The sequence below is a fragment of the Nocardia panacis genome (assembly GCF_003598715.1).
In the GTDB taxonomy this organism is placed as follows: domain Bacteria; phylum Actinomycetota; class Actinomycetes; order Mycobacteriales; family Mycobacteriaceae; genus Nocardia; species Nocardia panacis.
In genome coordinates this window covers 599,514-618,630 of the sequence record NZ_QZFU01000019.1, presented here as the reverse complement: position 1 = coordinate 618,630, position 19,117 = coordinate 599,514, and the positions used below count along the sequence as shown (strand labels likewise).

General features: G+C 66.8%; 17 protein-coding genes. 7 read left to right on the top strand and 10 right to left on the bottom strand.

Annotated features, from left to right (window positions below; translation table 11 throughout):
* Window positions 1-104 precede the first annotated feature (104 nt).
* Complete coding sequence (gene murQ, locus D5S18_RS35750) at window positions 105-1,007, top strand: N-acetylmuramic acid 6-phosphate etherase (protein ID WP_239003855.1); 903 nt, start codon at window positions 105-107, stop codon at window positions 1,005-1,007.
* A 1-nt stretch (window position 1,008) separates the two neighbouring features.
* On the opposite strand, the gene D5S18_RS17605 is transcribed toward murQ, so the two are convergent.
* Window positions 1,009-1,671, bottom strand: coding sequence for a DUF8176 domain-containing protein (locus D5S18_RS17605; protein WP_239003822.1), 663 nt, complete (start codon window positions 1,669-1,671; stop codon window positions 1,009-1,011).
* Between the two features lie 120 nt (window positions 1,672-1,791).
* The gene (locus tag D5S18_RS17600) at window positions 1,792-2,970 is read right to left on the bottom strand and encodes a cytochrome P450 (RefSeq protein WP_120042051.1); all 1,179 of its coding nucleotides are present in this window, start codon (window positions 2,968-2,970) and stop codon (window positions 1,792-1,794) included.
* A gap of 68 nt (window positions 2,971-3,038) precedes the next feature.
* Here D5S18_RS17600 and D5S18_RS17595 point away from each other — a divergent pair, with 68 nt between their 5' ends.
* Together D5S18_RS17595 and D5S18_RS17590 are read left to right on the top strand one after the other, a co-directional pair.
* Window positions 3,039-3,842, top strand: coding sequence for an SAM-dependent methyltransferase (locus D5S18_RS17595; RefSeq protein ID WP_239003821.1), 804 nt, complete (start codon window positions 3,039-3,041; stop codon window positions 3,840-3,842).
* A 96-nt stretch (window positions 3,843-3,938) separates the two neighbouring features.
* On the top strand, window positions 3,939-5,219 hold the full coding sequence (locus D5S18_RS17590; protein ID WP_120042050.1) for a glycosyltransferase 87 family protein: 1,281 nt from the start codon (window positions 3,939-3,941) through the stop codon (window positions 5,217-5,219).
* Window positions 5,220-5,387: 168 nt separating this feature from the next.
* Here D5S18_RS17590 and D5S18_RS17585 read toward each other — a convergent pair whose 3' ends face one another.
* From D5S18_RS17585 to D5S18_RS17565, 5 genes are all read right to left on the bottom strand, one after another.
* On the bottom strand, window positions 5,388-6,872 hold the full coding sequence (locus D5S18_RS17585; protein ID WP_120042049.1) for a hypothetical protein: 1,485 nt from the start codon (window positions 6,870-6,872) through the stop codon (window positions 5,388-5,390).
* Window positions 6,873-7,175: 303 nt separating this feature from the next.
* A complete protein-coding gene (locus tag D5S18_RS17580; protein ID WP_120042048.1) occupies window positions 7,176-7,379 on the bottom strand; it encodes a hypothetical protein in 204 nt (67 codons plus the stop codon).
* Window positions 7,380-7,460: 81 nt separating this feature from the next.
* Window positions 7,461-8,387 carry a hydroxymethylbilane synthase gene (gene hemC, locus D5S18_RS17575; RefSeq protein ID WP_120042227.1) on the bottom strand — a complete coding sequence of 309 codons (927 nt, stop codon included), beginning with the start codon at window positions 8,385-8,387 and terminating at the stop codon, window positions 7,461-7,463.
* A gap of 10 nt (window positions 8,388-8,397) precedes the next feature.
* A complete protein-coding gene (locus tag D5S18_RS17570; RefSeq protein WP_203236781.1) occupies window positions 8,398-8,946 on the bottom strand; it encodes an O-methyltransferase in 549 nt (182 codons plus the stop codon).
* Between the two features lie 41 nt (window positions 8,947-8,987).
* Entirely contained in the window at window positions 8,988-9,980 is a 993-nt protein-coding gene (locus tag D5S18_RS17565) for a porphobilinogen synthase (protein WP_120042046.1), read from the bottom strand.
* Between the two features lie 262 nt (window positions 9,981-10,242).
* Between D5S18_RS17565 and D5S18_RS17560 the strand changes: the two genes are divergently transcribed.
* Entirely contained in the window at window positions 10,243-11,475 is a 1,233-nt protein-coding gene (locus tag D5S18_RS17560) for an NsdA family TPR-like regulatory protein (RefSeq protein WP_147403986.1), read from the top strand.
* Here D5S18_RS17560 and cutA read toward each other — a convergent pair.
* The 3 genes from cutA to D5S18_RS17545 form a co-directional block, all read right to left on the bottom strand.
* A complete protein-coding gene (gene cutA / locus D5S18_RS17555) occupies window positions 11,456-11,791 on the bottom strand; it encodes a divalent-cation tolerance protein CutA (protein ID WP_120042044.1) in 336 nt (111 codons plus the stop codon). The genes D5S18_RS17560 and cutA overlap by 20 nt on opposite strands.
* 214 nt (window positions 11,792-12,005) lie before the next feature.
* Window positions 12,006-12,959 (bottom strand): DNA polymerase domain-containing protein, encoded by a 954-nt coding sequence (locus D5S18_RS17550; RefSeq protein WP_120042043.1) that lies wholly within the window; start codon window positions 12,957-12,959, stop codon window positions 12,006-12,008.
* Window positions 12,960-13,414: 455 nt separating this feature from the next.
* A complete protein-coding gene (locus D5S18_RS17545) occupies window positions 13,415-15,034 on the bottom strand; it encodes a purple acid phosphatase family protein (protein ID WP_439651138.1) in 1,620 nt (539 codons plus the stop codon).
* Between the two features lie 322 nt (window positions 15,035-15,356).
* Between D5S18_RS17545 and D5S18_RS17540 the strand changes: the two genes are divergently transcribed.
* Genes D5S18_RS17540 through D5S18_RS17530 form a run of 3 tightly spaced genes read left to right on the top strand, consistent with a single transcriptional unit; the run spans window position 15,357 to window position 19,114 of the window.
* The gene (locus D5S18_RS17540) at window positions 15,357-16,445 is read left to right on the top strand and encodes a BMP family lipoprotein (protein ID WP_120042042.1); all 1,089 of its coding nucleotides are present in this window, start codon (window positions 15,357-15,359) and stop codon (window positions 16,443-16,445) included.
* A gap of 7 nt (window positions 16,446-16,452) precedes the next feature.
* A complete protein-coding gene (locus D5S18_RS17535) occupies window positions 16,453-17,964 on the top strand; it encodes an ABC transporter ATP-binding protein (RefSeq protein WP_120042041.1) in 1,512 nt (503 codons plus the stop codon).
* Complete coding sequence (locus D5S18_RS17530) at window positions 17,957-19,114, top strand: ABC transporter permease (RefSeq protein ID WP_120042225.1); 1,158 nt, start codon at window positions 17,957-17,959, stop codon at window positions 19,112-19,114. The genes D5S18_RS17535 and D5S18_RS17530 overlap by 8 nt, the downstream gene beginning before the upstream one ends.
* The last annotated feature ends 3 nt before the right edge of the window (window positions 19,115-19,117 follow it).

Here is a 19,117-nt window from a genome sequence, read left to right as displayed (position 1 = left end):
CGTCGGCGCAGGCGCTGCGGCGCACCTATGAGGCGATCGCGCCACAGCGGCGCTATGGAACAGGTTTGGAGCGTTTCGGTGAGACCAGAGCAGGAGTGCCAGCGGTGAGCGAGATCGGCGAACTGACCACGGAGTCGGTCAATCCGCGCACGACCGCGCTGGATTCGATGTCGGTGACCGAATTATTGCGCGCGATGAACGCCGAGGACGCGGGCGTGGCGGCGGCGGTGGCGCGCGCGGTGCCCGATATCGCGCGCGCGGTGGAGACGATCGTGGCGGCGCGCGGTCGCGGTGGTCGGCTCATCTATGTGGGTGCGGGGACCAGCGGCCGGTTGGGTGTGCTCGACGCGGTGGAATGCCCGCCGACGTTCGGCACCGATCCGGGCGAGGTCATCGGACTGATCGCGGGCGGACCGGGCGCGCTGTGGCGCGCGGTCGAGGGCGTGGAGGACGATCCGAGGGCCGCTACCCGCGAATTGTCCGCGCTCACACCGGAACTCGGTGCGGACGATGTGGTGGTGGCGTTGGCCGCCAGTGGGCGCACACCCTATGCCATCGGTGCGTTGCAGTACGCGCGCTCGGTCGGGGCTGCGGCGGTGTCGGTGTCGTGCAATCGGGATGCCGAACTGACCGCATACGCCGATGTGGGGATCGAAATCGAAACCGGCCCAGAGGTTTTGACCGGGTCTACCCGGTTGAAGGCGGGGACGGCGCAGAAGATGGTGTGCAATATGCTCTCGACCGCGGCGATGGTCCGGTCCGGGAAGGTGTACGGCAACCTGATGGTCGATGTGAACCCGTCGAATGTGAAGCTCGTCGATCGCGCGCAGCGGATAGTCGCCGAGGCTACCGGAGTCGATTCGGATACGGCCGCAGTGCTTTTGGCGGCGGCGGATGGGCATGCCAAGACGGCGATCGTCATGCGGTTGGCCGGTGTCACGCAGGCGCAGGCGCATCGGTTGCTGGCCGAGGCCGACGGATCGGTGCGGCTCGCGGTGCAAGGGTGAATTACGCAGGCCGCTCGATCTTGGAAATGGCGATCGAGGTCCCCATGGCCGTCACCGTGACGAACTGCCGGTAGGTGTGCACCGCCGCGTCCGGCCTGATCTCCGACACCACCACATCGAATCGCCCGTCGAGCATGGGGGTGATCAGGACGCAGTGCCTGGTATCGCCTGGGACCGAGGTGATTCCGGTGTCGATCACCTCCGCGGGCGAGACCGAAGCGTCCGGCGTGGTGACCTGCCGCGCCGCCACTCCGGACCGGGCCACGTAGTAGGCGTGCTGGAAGGCGAGGATGACGTCGGGGCCGGAATCGGTGGAGCCGACGCCATTGCCGCGCACGAACTGTGGACTGCGCACCGGCTCACAGCCGGGGCCGCCGCCGAGCACCGGATCGACGACGACCGCCGACTGGCGCGGATTGGTCGCCGCCGCCGTATACACCAGGACCACCGTGACGGCCGCCGCCGAAACGGCCGCCGCCAGCCCGAAAACCAGCCAGACCCGGTGCACTCCGCGCCGCGCCTTCTTGCGGCGCGGTAGTCGCTGCGGCGGAATCATTCCGGGCCAGACGGTTTCGGCTGCCCTGGCGCGTCCGCGCCTAATGGCGCCGCCGCGCCGCCGGGAGTCGCCGCGGCGCGGTTCCACCCTGGACATATTCGACGACATGTCGCCACACCCCCTCTACCGGGTGTCTAGCCGGGTCGGCTCGCCCCTGCAATGCTGCTGTGAAATAACAAGATTGCACACTTCACCGCCTCGTGCCGGGTGAATGAGGGGTCGGCTTGTTCAGCGCGCCGTCACCGTGGTCGGCAGGTGGGCGAATCCGCGATTGTTGTGCGCGTGAATGCGCTCGATCCCATTCGGATCGATATCGTAATCGCTGATGGTGGCGGCGAATTCGGTCAGCGCGATCCGCATTTCCAACAGGCCGAGGTTCTTTCCGAGGCAGTGATGCCTGCCGGAGCCGAAGGCCAATGAGGCACCGGTGTCCCGATCCAGGTCGAAGATATCAGGATTGGTGAACACGTCGGGATCGCGATCACCGGAGGCCAGCAGCAGCATGACGCGCGCACCCTTCGGAATCGTCACACCGTGCAGCTCGACCGGCTCGGTGGCGGTGCGCAGTTGGGTCTGCCCGGCAGGTTCGAAGCGCAGCGTCTCGTTGACCCACTCCGCGATTCGTCCGTCGAGGGCCGCGCGGCGCTGCTGCGGATACCGCCAGCCGAGCTGCCATGCCTGCCCGAGATTCAGCATCGTGGTCTCCACACCCGCCCCGACGAGCAGGATCAGCACCCCGACGATCTCCTCCGGCGTGAGCCGTGCGCCATCGATCGTCGCATCGAGCAGGCCGGAGAGCAGATCCTCGCGGCGGTCCCGACCGCGCTCGGCGATGAGCCCGGAGTAGTAGCCGATGAGCGTGCCGATGGCCTGCACCGCCTCCGGCCGCAACTCGGTGGACTCCGAATCGGAGTACATGATCTCCATGCCGAGCTTGCGCACCATCTCCCGATCCGACTCCGGCACCCCGACCAATTCGGAGATGACATCGGTGGGGTAGACGGCCGCGAACTCCGTCATCATGTCGAAGCTGCCGCGCTCGACCAGCGGGCGAATCAGCTCGCGCGCCATCTCGCGCAGCCGTGGCTCCAACTCGCGCACCCGGCGATGGGTGAAAGCACTGGCAACCAGGCCGCGCATCCTGGTGTGCTTGGGCGCGTCCATGGCGAAGAATGAGAAGAACTGCTCGGCCTGCGGCCCCCAGAAGGCCGGTTCCAACCGCAGCCCATTGACGCTCGAGAACCGTTCGGAATCGCGCAGCACCGCCTGGATGTCGGCATATCGCGACAGCGCCCAGAAGTCGTCGACCTCGTTGCGGTAGACGGGAGCCTGCTCGCGCAGCCTGGCATAGTAGGGGTACGGATCGGCGTGAACGTCGAAATCGTATGGGCTGTACTGCGGTTCCATGGTGACTCGCTACCGGTTCGCAACTCGTGCTGACACCATGACACTAGTCGAAATGAATTGAGGGCGTAGTGAACTCGGACCCGGATCCGCTGGACAGCACCAAACCGCATCCGGCACGCCGCTACGACTACTGGCTGGGCGGCAAGGACAACTTCCCCGCCGACCGCGCATCCGCCGATATGGTCGCCGAGGCCTTCCCCACCATCCGCTTCGCCGCACTGGAGAACCGCAAATTCCTGCGCCGCGCCGTCGCCTACCTCGCCGAGGCGGGGATCCGGCAGTTCCTCGATATCGGCGCGGGCCTGCCCACGGTGGGCAATGTGCACGAGATCGCCCAGGACATCGCCCCCGAATCGCGCATCGTCTACGTCGACAACGACCCGATCGTGCTCGCGCACGCCCGCACCCTGCTCGACAGCTCCCCCGAGGGCGCGACCGCCTACCTCGACGCCGACCTGCGCGACCCGGACTACATCCTGGGCCATCCCGACCTGGCACGAGTGCTGGATCTGTCCCAGCCGGTCGCGCTCATGCTGGTGGCCGTCATGCACTTCATCACCGACGAGCACCGGCCCTACCGGTTGGTGCGCACCCTGCGCGACGCGCTGCCCTCCGGCAGCTTCCTGGTCATGACCCATGCCACCAGCGACTTCCTCACCGCCGAGGATCTGGCCGAGAACGTCGCGGCCAATCAACGCAGCGGGGTGCCGTTCCAACTGCGCTCCGGCACCGAATTCGGGGAGTTCTTCACCGGTTTGGAACTGGTGGCGCCCGGCATCGCCTCGGTCACGTCGTGGCGGCCCGAGGAGTGGCACGCCCATCCCCGACAGGAAGCCGTCTCCATGCTCGGGGCGCTCGCGCGCAAACCGTGACTTGTGGTAACCGTGTTCGGTGTGCCGCGTCACGTGTGACGGTGTCGGGCCGCCCTATTCGGTGGTGATGCGGCCGGAGTCGTTGGAGGACAACGTATGACGGTTTCCGGGGTCGGCACCGCCGCCGAGTCGCGGCTGCGCGAACTGTCGTGGCGGGCCGTCGCGGTCGCGCTGGGCGCGGGCGTGCTCGCGCTCATCGTGCAGGGTCTGGTGGTGCCGTACACGGCGGCGCCATCCTTCGGATTGCTGGTCAACCAAGCCGATCTCGCGATCTACCGGCAGGCCGCCGAGGTGGTGTTGAACGGGCGCGAGCTCTACACCGCGTCGGTCGGTGACGGCTGGTTCACCTACACACCATTCGCCGCGTTGCTGCTGACCCCACTGGCTCTGATACCGCTCGGATCGGCCCAATTGGTTTGGGCGGCACTGTCACTGCTCGCCGTTTGGGTGACCATTCGCCAGTCCGCGCTCGCCCTCGGCTACGCGCCCGGCAGCCGGCTCGGCTGGTGGTGTGTTGGATTGGCGGCGGTGGCCGTCGATTTGGAGGCCGTGCGCGCGACCCTGTGGCAGGGGCAGATCAACCTCATCCTGATGGGGCTGGTGGTCGCGGATCTGGCGCGGCCCGAATCGGCGCGGTGGCGGGGGTGGGCCGTCGGTGTCGTCGCGGGCATCAAACTGACCGCCATCGTTTTCGTGCCCTATCTGCTTGTCACCCGCCAATGGAAGGCGGCCGGAATCGCCTGCGGCAGTGGTACGGTCACCTTTCTGCTCGGCGCCGCGGTACTGCCGGGGGACAGTCGCGAGTACTGGTTGCACGCCGTGCGCGAGGTGCGGCGCATCGGGCCGGTGGGTCATCCCGGAAACCAATCCCTCATGGGTGTGCTCACCAACTGGACCCACGGGCGCCTGCCCGGATCCGTGTGGTTCCTGGCGGCAATGCTCTTGCTGGCCGCCGGATTGCTTGCGGCGCGGTGGGTTCGGGACGGCGGCAACGAAATCCTGGCGCTGGCCCTGGTTGGCATGGCAGGCTGCGTCATCTCCCCGATGGCCTGGTTCCACCACTGGGTATGGTTCGTTCCCCTCTTGGTCGTCCTTGTGGATCGGGCCTGGCGGATCGGTGAATGGTGGTGGGCCGCACTGGGTTCCACGCTCGTCGTCGCCTCGATGTGGATGTTCTCGTGGGCCTACATCGAGGTCGTCCGAATAGGCGCGACCGGACTATCGCTCTACGACGCCACCGACGCGGCGACCGACCCGATGCCCCGATGGATGAAGGTGTTCACCTGCGGGGTTCCCGTGCTGTGCTACGCGGTGGTCGTCGCAGGCGTGTGGTGGATGTGGTTGCGGCAGCGGAACGCTCGCACCGTCGCAGTGTGATGGATGAGCCGGCCCCCGAAGATGACCGAGGCGCGTCACTATGCGGGGGCGAATGTGGGGGCGCCGGCAGCCGCTGCGCGTCAAGCGAATCGTCAGCAACCGCAAGGTGATCGGTGTCCCCCTGTGCCGGGAGGACGGCGATCACCCTGCGGTGCGGCGGGATTCGGGTCAGCGTTGGCGGTTGGCGCGGGCGCGGCGGCGTTCGGCTTGGAGTTCGGCGAGTTCCTGTTCGAGGATGTCGGCGACCCGGAACTGGCCGGTGTCGTAGATGTTGCGCAGGCCGGATTCGGCGTCGGCGTCGCCATTCTTGGTGGTTTCTTTGGCGGGGGCTTCCTTGCCGTTGCGGCCGGCGGGGCTGTTCTTCTCGGTGGCGGCGGAGCGCTTCGGGGCGGCGCTCACGGCGGGTTGGGGGGCGGTAATGGGTTCCGGATCGTGCTTGGCGACCTGCTTGGGCTTGGCCGGGCCGAGCGCGGCGACGGCCTTCGTCGTGGCGCCGTTCTTCTCGGCGGCTTTGGCGCGCGGCGCGGCGGGCTTCTTGGCGGGGCCGTGCACGCCCGAACTATTGATGGCCGCGCTGAGAGCCGACCCATTGACCACCGAGCCGTTCACGGGGGCGGGGCGCTCCTCCGTGCGGGGCGCAAGGGCCGCTGTGGTGGCCGCAGCCTTCGCGGACTTCTCTTCCGCGGCCAAAGCCGCCTGGAGCGCGTCCAATTCGATCTCGACGGTCTGAGGGGTGTTGTCGTCGGTTCCCGCGGGACCGGCGGCCAACTGGAGAGTCGGCTGCGGCTGCGGCGCATTGGGATCGGGTTGGGCCGCGGTGAGGGCGGCGGGCCGGTCGACCCGGAAGGCGACGGTGGACAGGTTGCGCCGGATCTGTTCGGCCGGGTCGGGTAGTTCGCGCACGTGGTCGCTGGCGCGGGTGATGGCGAAACCGTAGCGGGAACTGGCCGCGTCGTGGATGAGCAGCGCGACGCCGATCATGACCGGTGCGACGGCGTGTACGGCGGCGTCGAACCATTGACTGTCGCGCACATACGGATAGGTGTTGAGGGTCACCGTCAGCGCCAGCAGGGCGAACTCGGCGGCGGCGACCTGTTTGCGATTGTCGAGCACACCCCATTCGGCGACCTTGTTGGTGCCGATCATGATGACGATCAGACAGACGCTGATCATCGCCTCGAGCAGATAGCTGAACCAGTAGAGCGGATCCGACGGCCCGCCGGGGGCGATATTGTGCTGCACATTCACGGCCGACCACAGCATGCCCGCGCCGACCACACCCGCCAGTGCCCGCAGCGACCAGGACCGATGACGGTACAGCGAGGCCAGTTTGGCATGCGGGCTGGACTCGCGGCGCTGTGCCGCGATGGCCCGGCGGGCGAGCAATAGGTCGCGCATGTCGGCTTTCTCGATCGCTTCTGTGGTCTGCCTGGCCCGATCCGCGGTGGCCGCGTGGGCCTGCGTCGACTTCCAGCGCTGATCACGGTCCTGATCGCGAATGCGTTCGGCGAGTTCGCGTTCGGCCTGTAGCTCGTCCTCGGACAGTGCCTCGGTCAGCGCCGGGTCGAACTGGTAGGCGAGCCTGCCGCGCGCCTTCTCGACCCGTTTCGCCAGGTGGGTGACCTCGTCCTCGAGGGGGTGCTCGATCGTCACATCGCCTCCCGGTGGGGGAGATCGGAAGTCAGACAAGTGATCACACGTGGGAACGGCACATGCGATTTATAGTCGATGTCCCCGATGAGCGAAACTGTTCATTAGCCGTGGCGTCCGGAAAATCCGGCGTGCCGCGCCCGACACACCAGTGGCTATCTGGCCAATTCGGGACCTTCGGCCATCTCGCCACGATCCGGTAAGGGGCCGTGACAGGGGCGGGTGCCGGACCGTTCTGCCCGCTCGGGCTCCTTGGCGCACCCTCGCCAGGAAAATCCCAGCAAACTACGAGATTTGGCACACGTCTTAATTCCGGGCGCGGGCGCGCCGCTTGCCCTCGTGCATGGCCGCGACCCTGGCCACGGGGATCGTGTGCCACTCGGCGACGAGGGCCTGCCGGACCAGTCCGGCGGTGGCGACTGCTCGGCGAAACGGCTGCCCCGACGTCGGATCCAGATCGAGGATGAGGTGGGTCTGTCCGCGCGCGGTGTCGGTGGTGTAGGCCGACATAAAACCAGGGGGTACGGGTAGACATGAACAACAGCGCCCCGCCACAGATTTCGAAGCGGGGCGGGCCTTCATGTTGTTCAGTCAATGGGGAATGGCGTCGATCATGCGGCGAGCGCCTTGCCGCAGCAGATCGGCACCGACGAAAAACCCTAGGGCTTGCGGCTCCTCGGGTACACCCCAGTGGTGCGAGTCGAGCCATTGTGCGCCGTCGGCGGTGAACACCTTGCCGTGTAGAGTTAGCCGTCCCGTGGCGTCGGTGCCTGCGTAGCCCGCGATGGGCGAATTGCAATGTCCTTGCAGGGCATGAAGCATGGCCCGCTCGGCTTCGGCCTGGCGGCGGGTGTCCGCGTCGTCCATCCGGGCCGTGAGGTCACGAACATCGTGGTCGTCGTCGCGGCACTGCACGGCGATGATTCCGGCTCCGATGGGCGGGCACATCGTTTCCAGATCCATGGTCTCGGTGATGCGGTGCGCCTCGTCCACGCGATGCAGCCCGGAAACGGCCGCTATCAGCACGTCGACGTGCCCTTCTCCCAGCCGCGCCAGCCGAGTATTCACATTCCCGCGCAGCGGAACTGGCGTCAGGTGCGGATGGTGTAGGCGTAGCTGGGCGACGCGCCGAACCGAGCTGGTTCCGACGGTGGTTCCAGCGGGCAGCTCGGCCAGCATCGCGCCGGTGCGGCTGATCGCAGCGTCGTGGATGTCTTCGCGCGAGAGAAATGCTGCGAATTCGAGTCCGGCGGGAATGGGCACGTCGCCGGGAAGATCTTTGAGGCAGTGCACCGCAATGTCGGCTCGGTTGTCCAACAGCGCGGCGTCCACCTCCTTGACGAACGCGCCCTTTCCTCCTAGCTTCGACAGATCCCCCATCCACCGATCCCCGGCCGTGGTCACCTTCACCAGTTCGGTTCCCGCGCCGAAGGATGCGAGTGCGGCGGCAACCTGTTCGGCCTGGTGCAGGGCCATAGGGCTGGATCGCGTGGCGATCCGGAGAACGCGCGAAGGCATGGCGGGCACTCTACTCGGACGCCTTCACTCCGAGCAGCATGCCCGAGTTCCAATGCATCGTGGTGCACAACAGCTCGGATTCATCCTGGATCTCGGCAAGGAACTGGTCGACGCGGTCTTGGTGGTCGTCGGGCCAAGTCGGTTGCGGGAGAAGGTCATCGACCACGTACAACGCACCCGGCGCGAGCCGCGCGAACAGCTCGGCGCGATGGGTGAACTTCCCCGGACGACAATCCACGAATGCCAGATCGAACGGTTCGCCAACGACGGTGGTCAGCCATTCGGCAGCATCTGCACAATGCAGGTGGGCACGTGAGTCGGTCATGATCACCCCGCGCGCGACCGCGCATCTTACAGGGTCGGACTCGATGGTGATCAGTCGCGCGTTGTGGTCCATGCCCGCGAGCAGCCATGCCGTGCCCACGCCGGTGCCAGTGCCCAGCTCGAGCACCCGACCGCCGGGCTTGCTCGCGGCCAAGGTTCGCAACACGAGCCCGGTGCGGTCGGTGCAGCTCATCGCGAATTCCGATGCCCGCGCGGCCTTCTGGGCCTGGGCCACCCTCGGCGGCACCGGCCGCGACGGCTTGTCGATACGTGGCATCACAGACCCTCCGCCAATGCTCGCGCGATGCGGGGTCCGTCGTAGGTCATCACGAAATCGGCGCCTGCGCGACACAGCATTCGCGCGTACTCGAGGACAACAGGGTTATCGACAGCGGTGTGCATCTGCTGCTCCTGCGACACCGAGAATGCGGTGAGCGGCGTATCGGTGTCCATTCGCAGCCGGGTGAGCACATCGACGGTCATCATGGCGGGTTGTATCAGTAGCCCGTCGGCCCCTTCGGACATCCAACGCTGAGCCTGGGTGAGGGCCTGACGCTGGTGCTCGGCGTCGATCTGGAATCCTCGGCGGTTTCCCCGCCCCGGATCGGTGCGCATGGCAGTCTTGTAGGCGGCGAATAGTCCCGAATCGAAAATCACGCTCGGGGTGACTCCTACATCGGGGTGCCCGTGCTCATGCAGTGCGTGGCGAATCACCTGAACGGATCCGTCCAACATCGCGGCAGGGCCGATGATGTCCGCGCCTGCCTCAGCGTGCAGCACGGCCATCTGCCCCATGAGCAGGTACGTGGCCTTCACATCGGTGCGGCCACGCGCGTCGGTGATCACACATTCGCCGCTATCGGTCCAAGCGCATCCACATACCTCGGTGGAGATCACCATGTCCCCGGTGGCTGCGCGAATGGTCTGGATAGCGGCCACCATGAGGTTGTCGGGTCGCAACGCATCGGCGGCGTCCGGGGCTTTGGATTCACAGAAGACGAACACTTTGCACGCGCGAATACCATGTTCGCGCAAACCGCTCACGTACCGTCCGAGTTGCGAAATCGGCACGGCGGTAGGCAGATACGAGTACTCCTCCCGCGGTCGCGCATCCGGTTGCACCAGGATCGGCACAATAAGATTCGCGGCGGTCAACAGCTCACGGTGGTGCAGCGCCCGCACCCGAGCCCGCGCCCGCACCGGGTTGATGCCGGTGACTTCCTGTCGGGGTCGCACTGGTGCGGTGACGGTGGTTGGCGTCGAATTCATTGTTCCTCCTCATTCATTTGGGTTAATCGGTTCGGTTGGGTATCAATCGCTTTCGGCCCGCACGTACAGGGAATCGGGCAGTCGTCAGTGTTCACCGCACCCCCTAGGCGGATCGCTTGGTGAGCACCCGCCGCCGGGGAATCGTTTGGCACGGGGTTCTTCCCGGCGGCGGGGCTGAATCTCAGCATTCCGGCTGTCCAGGCTGGCGAACAGCGCAAAACTGTAGGCAAATTGGCGCATCGGACTCGTGCGGGGGGAGCTGATGAACGAGCAATTCAAGACATTTCGGCTGGCAACAGGCTTGACGCAAGCCCAGTTGGCCGAGTTGGTGTGCGACCATGTCGAGCGCGCGACGGGTCACCGACCAGCTACCGACGAGCAGGCCATCAGCCGGATCGAATGCGGTGAGATCGCCTGGCCCAGACGTGCAACACGTCAAGCCCTCGTGGCACTGTTGAGTAGTGACTCGGAGGCATCCCTCGGGCTGTACCCGAGACGGACCAAACGTGATGCGGACAAGGACGAAGCCACGAAGCGCAGACAATTTCTCGCCCTTGCTGGACTGGCTGCCCCATTGCTTGGCGGCCGGATGCTTGTACGCGTCGGCGCAATCGACGTCGAACGGATGCGTCGGAAATTCAGAACGCTGGAAGCCCTGGACAGCGAGAACGGTGGCGGCGACACCTTCCACCTATACTTCACCGAGCTGGCCCGAACCGAACAGATCCTCCGCGCCACCTCCAGGCGGCTCGAGGTCACCGACCAACTTATCGAGCTGGCCGCACAGCAAGCGCAACAGGCCGGCTGGGCCGCCTTCGACGCCGGATTCGATGACATCGCGCTCGGCCTGTTCAACTACGGTCGCCGCGCGGCGAGGGAGTCCGGCAACCGTGAGCTGGAGGCGAACTCGCTGGTTCACATCGCCTATGCGACAGGGCAATCCGAGTCGATCGAGGCGGCTGACGCCGCTTGTGCCGCGCTCAGGCAGGGCGCGCCGGGCACCGCTGTGGCGATGCTGCAATCGCGTCGTGCGTGGTCACTGGCCACGGCCGGCGATGAGAGTGGAGCCGCTCGGGCACTCGATGTCGCCCGTTCGGGCCTGGATGGCGGCGACGATTCGCCGAGTTGGTGCTCATGGATGAACCACGCAGAACTCGACATCATGGCGGGGCGTGTCTGGTCGGTCCTTCGCAGGCCCGAGCGTGCCATTCCGCCACTACAGCGTGCGCTCGAGGGGTACCCGGACGCCTGGGCCAGAGACAAAGCCCTGTACCTGACCTGGTTGGCGGACGCCTACCTCGACGCAGGAGACCGCGCTCAGGCGCTTGACACTGCCGAGCAGGCTTTCGCCCTCGCCGGGAATGTCGCATCCGTCCGGCCGCTCGTCCGTGTCCGCGAGACGGCTCAACGCGCCCTTGCTGCGAGGGTGGCGGGTGCGGAAGACCTCGCACGCCGGGCCACTGCCGCACGGGCACCTATTCCTGTGCAGCTGTGAACTTTTCGACCCACTCGGCGTAACGGTTGATCGCCCACTCGACCGGAGCGGCAATGATCTCGGGGCTGCCCGACCACGGGTGCAACTCCAGAATTCGGTTGGCGAGCCGATCCCGGACAGCGGCCGAAGTTTTCAGGGTCACCCGCCACTCTTGGCCTTCACCCAACTCGTCGTTGTGCCAGAAAACCGACATTGCCGGGCCTGTGACCTCCGCGCCGGCGGCGAGCCGTTCGGCCACCACGGTTCGAGCGATCTTCTGAGCATCCTCTTCGGTCGGAGTTGTTGACGTAACTGACCACACGCGTGCCGCTGTCATGGGCCAACACTAGGCCCCGACCGGTGCGGCCGGCAGGGTTCCGTCTCAGTCGAACGGAGTCTGACCGTAGATAAGGCCGGCCTGCGGGCGGCCAGGGCGCGTTCCTCATCAGCGCGGCGGGTCGCTTCGGCATCGAACTGTTCGCCCCGCCGTGGCGTGCCGTCCCGCCCTCGCCAGGCAAACCCCAGCAAACTGCGAGATTTGGCACACGTCTTCATTCCGCGCGCCGGGCGCGGGCGCGCCGCTTGCCCTCGTGCATGGCCGCGACCCTCGCAACGGGGATGGTGTGCCCCTCGGCGACCAGGTCGGCGGGCAGGGTCTGCGGCGCGGGCATCCGCTCGGCCCACGGGTCGCGCCCGTCGAGGGCGGCGACCGCGGTGGCGAGCGTGAAATCCGCGGGCTGGACCGAGTCGAGATCATTCCAGTCGACAGGAAACGAGACGGTCGCGCCGGGACGGATGCGCGGACTGTAGGCGGCGACGATGGTGGCGCCATGGGAACGGGTGGCGTCGAGGAAAACCTTGCCCGCCCGGTCGTCCCGAATGAAGGCGGTGGTGGCCAGCGCCGGGTCGAGGCGTTCGGCGCGGGCGGCGACCGCGCGGGTGGCGGCGGCGACATCCTCGGGCGGCAGCCCCGCGACCAACGGGACGAAGATGTGCACCCCTTTCGCGCCGCTGGTTTTCACCGCGCCGGACAGTCTGTCGTCGGCGAGCGCCTGCCGGACCAGTTCGGCGGCGCGCACCGCTTGGCGGAACGGCTGATCCGGCGCCGGATCCAGATCGAGAATGAGATGGGTCTGTCCGCGTGCGGTGTCGGTGGTGTAGAGGGTCGGGTGGTATTCGATGGCGCGCTGATTGCCGAACCACAGCAGGGTGCGCGGATCGTCGCAGAGGGCGTAGGAGATCTCGCGCTTGGAGGTTTCGGCCCAGACAGTGGTGCGATGCACCCATTCGGGTGTGTATTTGGGCAGGTTCTTCTGCATGAAGGGTTCCTGTCCGGGACGGATGCGCAGCACGGACAGGGGCCGGTCGCGCAATTGGGCGATCAACCGGTCGGCGACGGCCTCCAGATAGTCGATGAGGGCGCGCTTGGTGGTGTTCGCGCCGTCGAACAGCGGGCCGTCGAGGTTGGTCAGCTCGACTCCGAGTCGAACCTCTTTGCCGGTCATCCGCCCACCCTGCACGTTGGGTGGGCGCGGGTCAACAGGTCAGGCATAGTGCTGTTGGAACCAGGTCAGCAGTCCGGCCTCGTCGCGCGGGGTCAGATCCGGGTTGTCGGGGCCCGCAGTGCAGAACTGGGCCAGATAGTCCGGTTGGTCGCGCAGCGCGAGCAGGCAGGTGCGGACGCCTAGGTTCGGGTCTTCGTCGCGGTAGCAGAACAGCCGACCGACGGGCGCGCCCGCACTGCGCCAGACATCATCGGGGTTGTTCGCGCAGATCCGACTTTCGAACTGGGTTCGATCCTTCTGGAAAACCTTGGTCGCCGAGTCGCGGTCGGCGAAACCGAAGAACGATCCGGAGGGGAAGTCGCGGCGGTCGCCCTCCGTGCCCGAATCCCCACACCCGGTGCGCTCGCGTCAACTGTAGGGCGTGTGAACGCGTTTCGCACCGGGTGCGCGGCAGGTCAGCGGTCGGAGCGCGGGCGGGTCAGCGTGAAGCGGTCGATGACCTTCAATTCGCTGGTCGGACCGGTCAGCGCGTAGTAGGTGCCGGTGATCGTGGTCTGCCCGCCGGGCCGACCCGGATCGACATCGAAGGCGCAGAATCCGTACGGGTGCTCGGCATCCTTGAACGCCGACCACGGCGCGTCCTCGAGCACGTACACCGGCGTGCGCTTGCCGGTGGCGTCGGGCGCGCCGACCGCCGTGATGACCCGGCACTGCGTGCCGGGGAAGAACAGTTGATTCGACGGCGCGGAGGTGCCGCCGCCGCCGATCACCAGGTGCACCGTGCCCTTGGTGGTGTCGACGACATCGGTGCGGGTGTCGGCGGGCTTCGGTGTCAGGGTGTCGGTGCCGAGCGCGCCGCGCACCGGATGCGAACGCTCGTAGTGATGTTCGTGTCCGCACAGCACCAGATCGACCTGGTACTTGTCGAACAGCGGCAGCCAGTCCTCGCGGATGCCCCGGTCCGCGCCATTGAACTTGTCGGCCGAGGAGATGGCGGTCTGATGCATGAACACCACCACCCAGTCGATGCCGCGGTCATCGCGCGCCTTGGCCAACTCGGCCTCGAGCCACCGCTTCTGGGCGCCGCCGGAATAGCCTTTGACGTAGCTGTTGCCCGCGTCCTGATAGCAGATGTCGTCATTGGCGACGGCGATTACCCGCATACCGCCCACCGTGAAGGCGTACCACAGCCCCTTGGCGTGGCCTTCCGCACCGGATTCCGGCACCTCGAAATAGGTTTGGAACGCCGCGTAGCCGATATCGCCGTTGCCCAGTTCGTTCTCGTGGTTGCCGGGCGCGGGCATCCATGGACGATAGCGCGCGGAACGGGAGTTGTTGGCCCACCAGTCATCCCAGGTGCGCACCCGGTCGGTGGCGATATTGGCGTAGCACAGGTCACCGTTCACCAGGTTGAAAAGCGGTGCGACGCGCTCGATTCCGGAGGTGACATCCCCGGCGAAAGGGGAGCCGAGATTGTCGTTGACGTACTTGCCGCCGTCGAGCTTGCCGAGAGTCGGTGTGCCCTGATCGCCGAAGCTGGTGAACCGGAAAGCCGCCCGACCCGAGGGCGCGGTGCGGATGGTGCCCAGTTCCGGCGGCGCACCCTCGTGTCCGGCCGCGTAGACGTACTCGGTGTCGGGGGTGAGTCCGGTGATGCGGGCGTGGTGTGCCTGAACCTCGGTGCCGGACTTGGCATCCCGATAGGTGCGCGTCTGCGCCTGGACCTCGGTGCCGAATCCCCCCGCGGCCGTGCCGTACCGCACCACCGGCTTGGACACCGAGGTGGTGGTGTGCCAGGAGACCACGATCTCGCGGGCGGCGTCGGCCCCGAATTGCAGGTGCAGACCCGCCACCCGCGGCGCGGCGGACGCACCGGGGGTGGTGAGCAGGTCGGCCGAGCGGGGCCACAGCGGGGCCGCCTCCGGATTCGACTTCAGCGCCGCGGTCGTCCCGGCGCCGACGGCGAGTCCGGCGACCGCCGCTCCCGCCGAAGCGCCGAACAGCCAGCGCCTGCTCACACCCGCGCGCGGCGTCTCGTTCGAACCGCCACCGGTGGTTTCTTCGTGCTCACTCACCCTGCACCTCACTGGCCATCGGCTCACTCATGCCCCATGGCTTACACAGGCGATCTCACAGGACGGCTAATGGCAGGTGAATCATTCCAAATTTCGCATATGGGTGATTTCGGATACGGCAGCGCCGGTCGGCGGGCGTGTTCGACCGGTGTCGCCGCTGTCGATCCGACGTCGCGGACCGCTTCGTAACCGGTCGGTTCGCGAATTCCGGTACGCCGCTCGATTTGTCGGCTTAAACTCCTGCAACTACTCCCACCGGATCGCGACATGCGGTCGGTCCGGTGGGATCGGTTGCGGCGTACCGCATTTCAGGGAGGCACATATGAGCAGGCTGCTGCGCATCCTCACCGTCGCGGGCGCGCTCGCACTGACCGCGTCCGCCTGCGGCGCCCCACCTGCCGATCAGGGTAAATCCGAGTCCGGCGCAAAGGGTTTCAAGGCGTGCATGGTGTCGGATTCGGGCGGCTTCGACGACAAATCCTTCAATCAGACCTCCTACAAGGGCCTCACCGACGCGGTGGCCGCGCTCGGGATCGCCAAGGCCCAGTTGGAGTCGAAGTCCGACAACGACTATCCGACGAATATCAATACGATGGTCCGCCAGAAGTGCGACATCATCGTCACCATCGGTTTCAAATACGGCGATGTCACCTACGCCGCCGCCAAGGCCAACCCGGAGACGAAGTTCGCCATCGTCGACTACAGCTACGATCCGGTGAAGAATCCGCCGCTACCGAATCTGCAAGGGCTGGTGTTCAATTCGGCGCAGCCCTCGTTCCTGGCAGGCTATCTGGCCGCCGCGACGACCAAATCCGGCAAGGTCGGCACCTTCGGCGGCATCAATATCCCCACCGTGGCCATCTTCATGGACGGATTCGCCGAGGGCATCCAGTACTACAACCAGCACAAAAACAAGCAGGTGCAGTTGCTCGGCTGGGACGAGGCCACCCAGCAGGGCGTGATCACCAATGACTTCCAGGACAAGAACACCGCCAAGACCAAGGCCAACGACCTGATCAGCCAGGGCGCGGATATTCTGCTCCCGGTCGCGGGTCCGGCCGGACTCGGCGCGCTGGAGGCCGCGCGCTCCGCCGGCGGCAAGGTCACCGCCATCTGGGTGGATACCGACGGCTGCGTGAGCGCCGCCGAATACTGCGCCTCGCTGCTGACCAGCGTGCAGAAGAGTATGGATGTCGCGGTGCAGAAGGCGGTCAGCGACGCCTATGCCAAACAGTTCAGCACCGCCACCTATGTGGGCACGCTGGCAAACAAGGGCGTCGGCCTGGCCCCCTATCACGAATTCGACGCCACCATCCCCGCCGAATTGAAGAACGAGATCACCGCTTTGGCGGCCGATATCGCCTCGGGCAAGGTGGCTCTGGTATCCAAGGCACAGCCGACGGCCGGGTGAGTCCGGAATGCGGCTCGAATTGCGCGGCCTGACAAAGCGATTCGGCTCCCTGCTGGCCAATGACCGAATCGACCTCGCGGTCGCGCCCGGCGAGATCCACTGCCTGCTCGGCGAGAACGGCGCGGGCAAGAGCACATTGATGAATATGCTCTACGGCCTGCTGCAGCCGGACGCGGGCGAGATCCTGCTCGACGGGCGCGCGCTGCGCGTGCTGTCGCCCGGCGACGCGATCGCCGCCGGAATCGGCATGGTGCACCAGCATTTCATGCTGGTCCCGGTCTTCACGGTGGCCGAGAACCTCATGCTCGGCCGGGAACCCACCAAGGGCTTCGTCCTCGATCGGGCCGCGGCCCGGCGGCGGGTGCGCGAATTGTCCGAGCGCTACGGACTTCCCGTGGATCCCGATGCCCTCGTCTCCCGGCTCTCGGTCGGCGAGCAGCAGCGGGTGGAGATCCTCAAGGCGCTCTCGCACGAGGTTTCGGTGCTCATCCTGGACGAGCCGACGGCGGTGCTCACCCCGCAGGAGATCGACGAACTGATGGGCGTGCTGCGCACCATCGCCTCGGGCGGCGCCTCGATCATCTTCATCACCCACAAACTCAGGGAGGTCACCGCGATCGCCGACCGCATCACGGTGATTCGGCGCGGCGCGGTGGTGGCCACCGTCGCCCCCGATACCCCGGAGTCGGAGTTGGCGGAGCTGATGGTCGGTCGCAGTGTGGAACTCGTCGTCGCCAAGACGCCCGCCGCGCCGAGGGGACCCGCCCTGCGGGTGCGCGAACTCACCGTGGTGGACGCGGCGGGCGCGGTGGTGGTCGACGACCTCACCTTCGATATCGACGGCGGCGAGATCGTCGGCATCGCCGGGGTTGTCGGCAACGGACAGTCGGAGTTGGTGCACGCACTGCTGGGTCTGCGGGCGCCCGTGCGCGGATCCATCGCGGTGCGCGGTCGGGAGCTGACCGGGCTCGGTCCGCGCCAACACCTGGCCGCCGGTATCGGCTACGTGCCCGAAGACCGCTCCCACGACGGGTATATCGGCTCGTTCAGCGTCGCCGAGAATCTCGTTCTCGATCTCGTCGATCGGCCCGAATTCTCCCGCCGCGGGATCCTGTCGCCAACGGCCGTGCGCCGCAACGCCTCCCGGCGCGTCGCCGAATTCGATATTCGCACCCAATCGGTCGAGGAACCGGTGCGGTCGCTGTCGGGAGGCAATCAGCAGAAGATCGTCTTGGCTCGCGAAATGTCGCGTCCCCTGGCGGTTTTGATCGCGGGCCAGCCCACCAGGGGGCTCGATGTCGGCTCGATCGAATTCGTGCACGGGCGCATTGTCCGGGAACGCGACCAGGGGACGGCGGTGCTGATCGTGTCCTCGGAGTTGGACGAGATCTACGCGCTGGCCGATCGAATCATCGTGATGTATCGGGGGCGGATCGTCGGGATCGTCGGACCGCAGACGCCTCGGGATCGGTTGGGGCTCATGATGGCCGGTGGCTCCGGGGGTGACGACGATGCCTAGGCGATTCGATCCGGCCGCGATCCTGCGTGGACGAGGGGCGCGGGATCTGCTGATCAGTGTGCTCGCGGCGGTATTGGCGCTGGCCGTCGGGGCGGTGCTCATCATCGTCGGCAATGCCGAGGTGACGGCGGCGCTCGGATACTTCTTCGCGCGACCGATGGATACGGTGACGGCGTCTTGGCGGGCGGTGTCGGGGGCGTATCGGGCGCTGTTCGAAGGGGCGTTCGGCGGGCCGAGCCAGATCGCCGAGACATTGGTGGCGGCAACGCCTTTGATCTGCACCGGGTTGTCGGTGACCTTGGCGTTTCGGACCGGCCTGTTCAATATCGGCGCGCAGGGACAACTGATCGCGGGTGCGCTGGCGGCAGGCTGGGTCGGATTCGCGGTGCGGCTGCCACCGGTGCTGCACGTGGTGGTCGCGATGGCGGCAGGCGTCGCGGCCGGGGCACTCTGGGGTGGCATCGCCGGAATACTGAAGGCGCGCACCGGCGCTCACGAGGTCATCAGCACGATCATGGGCAACTACGTCGCGTTGTACGCGCTCACCTGGCTGCTGACCACCACACCCCTGCAGCGGCCCGGCAGGCGCGAACCCATCAGCCCCGTGGTGCACGACAGCGCCCAACTGCCGCGATTCGGCGACACCCGACTGCATCTCGGGTTGGTGATCGCGCTCCTGGCGGCGGTGCTGGTGTGGTGGCTGCTGAATCGGACCACCCTCGGATTCCGGCTGCGCGCGGTCGGCGCGAATCACGAGGCGGCCCGCACCGCGGGCATGAATGTCGGCGGCGCGTACGCCATGGCCATGCTGCTGGCGGGCGGTCTCGCCGGACTCGCGGGCACCCAGATGGTGCTCGGCACCGATCTGCCGCTCACCAATGGCATCGCGGGCTCCTTCGGCTTCGACGGCATCACCGTCGCACTGCTGGGGCGCGGCAATCCGGTCGGCACCGTCTGCGCCGCACTGCTTTTCGGCGCGTTGAACGCGGGCGGTCACGAAATGCAGGCCGCCACCGGGATTCCGCTCACCCTGGTCACGGTGCTGCAAGCGGTCACGGTGCTGCTGGTGGCGGCGCCCGCACTGGTCCGAGGCATCTTCCGGGTGCGAGCCGAACGCACCGAGGCAGTCCTCGCCAAGGGATGGAACTGACCC

Bases quoted from the DNA above. Each gene is read 5' to 3' on its own strand.
- D5S18_RS17605 (WP_239003822.1), bottom strand. From the start codon at position 1,671: ATGTCGTCGAATATGTCCAGGGTGGAACCGCGCCGCGGCGACTCCCGG.
- D5S18_RS17600 (WP_120042051.1), bottom strand. From the start codon at position 2,970: ATGGAACCGCAGTACAGCCCATACGATTTCGACGTTCACGCCGATCCG.
- D5S18_RS17590 (WP_120042050.1), top strand. From the start codon at position 3,939: ATGACGGTTTCCGGGGTCGGCACCGCCGCCGAGTCGCGGCTGCGCGAA.
- D5S18_RS17580 (WP_120042048.1), bottom strand. From the start codon at position 7,379: ATGTCGGCCTACACCACCGACACCGCGCGCGGACAGACCCACCTCATC.
- hemC (WP_120042227.1), bottom strand. From the start codon at position 8,387: ATGCCTTCGCGCGTTCTCCGGATCGCCACGCGATCCAGCCCTATGGCC.
- D5S18_RS17565 (WP_120042046.1), bottom strand. From the start codon at position 9,980: ATGAATTCGACGCCAACCACCGTCACCGCACCAGTGCGACCCCGACAG.
- D5S18_RS17560 (WP_147403986.1), top strand. From the start codon at position 10,243: ATGAACGAGCAATTCAAGACATTTCGGCTGGCAACAGGCTTGACGCAA.
- cutA (WP_120042044.1), bottom strand. From the start codon at position 11,791: ATGACAGCGGCACGCGTGTGGTCAGTTACGTCAACAACTCCGACCGAA.
- D5S18_RS17550 (WP_120042043.1), bottom strand. From the start codon at position 12,959: ATGACCGGCAAAGAGGTTCGACTCGGAGTCGAGCTGACCAACCTCGAC.
- D5S18_RS17540 (WP_120042042.1), top strand. From the start codon at position 15,357: ATGAGCAGGCTGCTGCGCATCCTCACCGTCGCGGGCGCGCTCGCACTG.
- D5S18_RS17535 (WP_120042041.1), top strand. From the start codon at position 16,453: ATGCGGCTCGAATTGCGCGGCCTGACAAAGCGATTCGGCTCCCTGCTG.
- D5S18_RS17530 (WP_120042225.1), top strand. From the start codon at position 17,957: ATGCCTAGGCGATTCGATCCGGCCGCGATCCTGCGTGGACGAGGGGCG.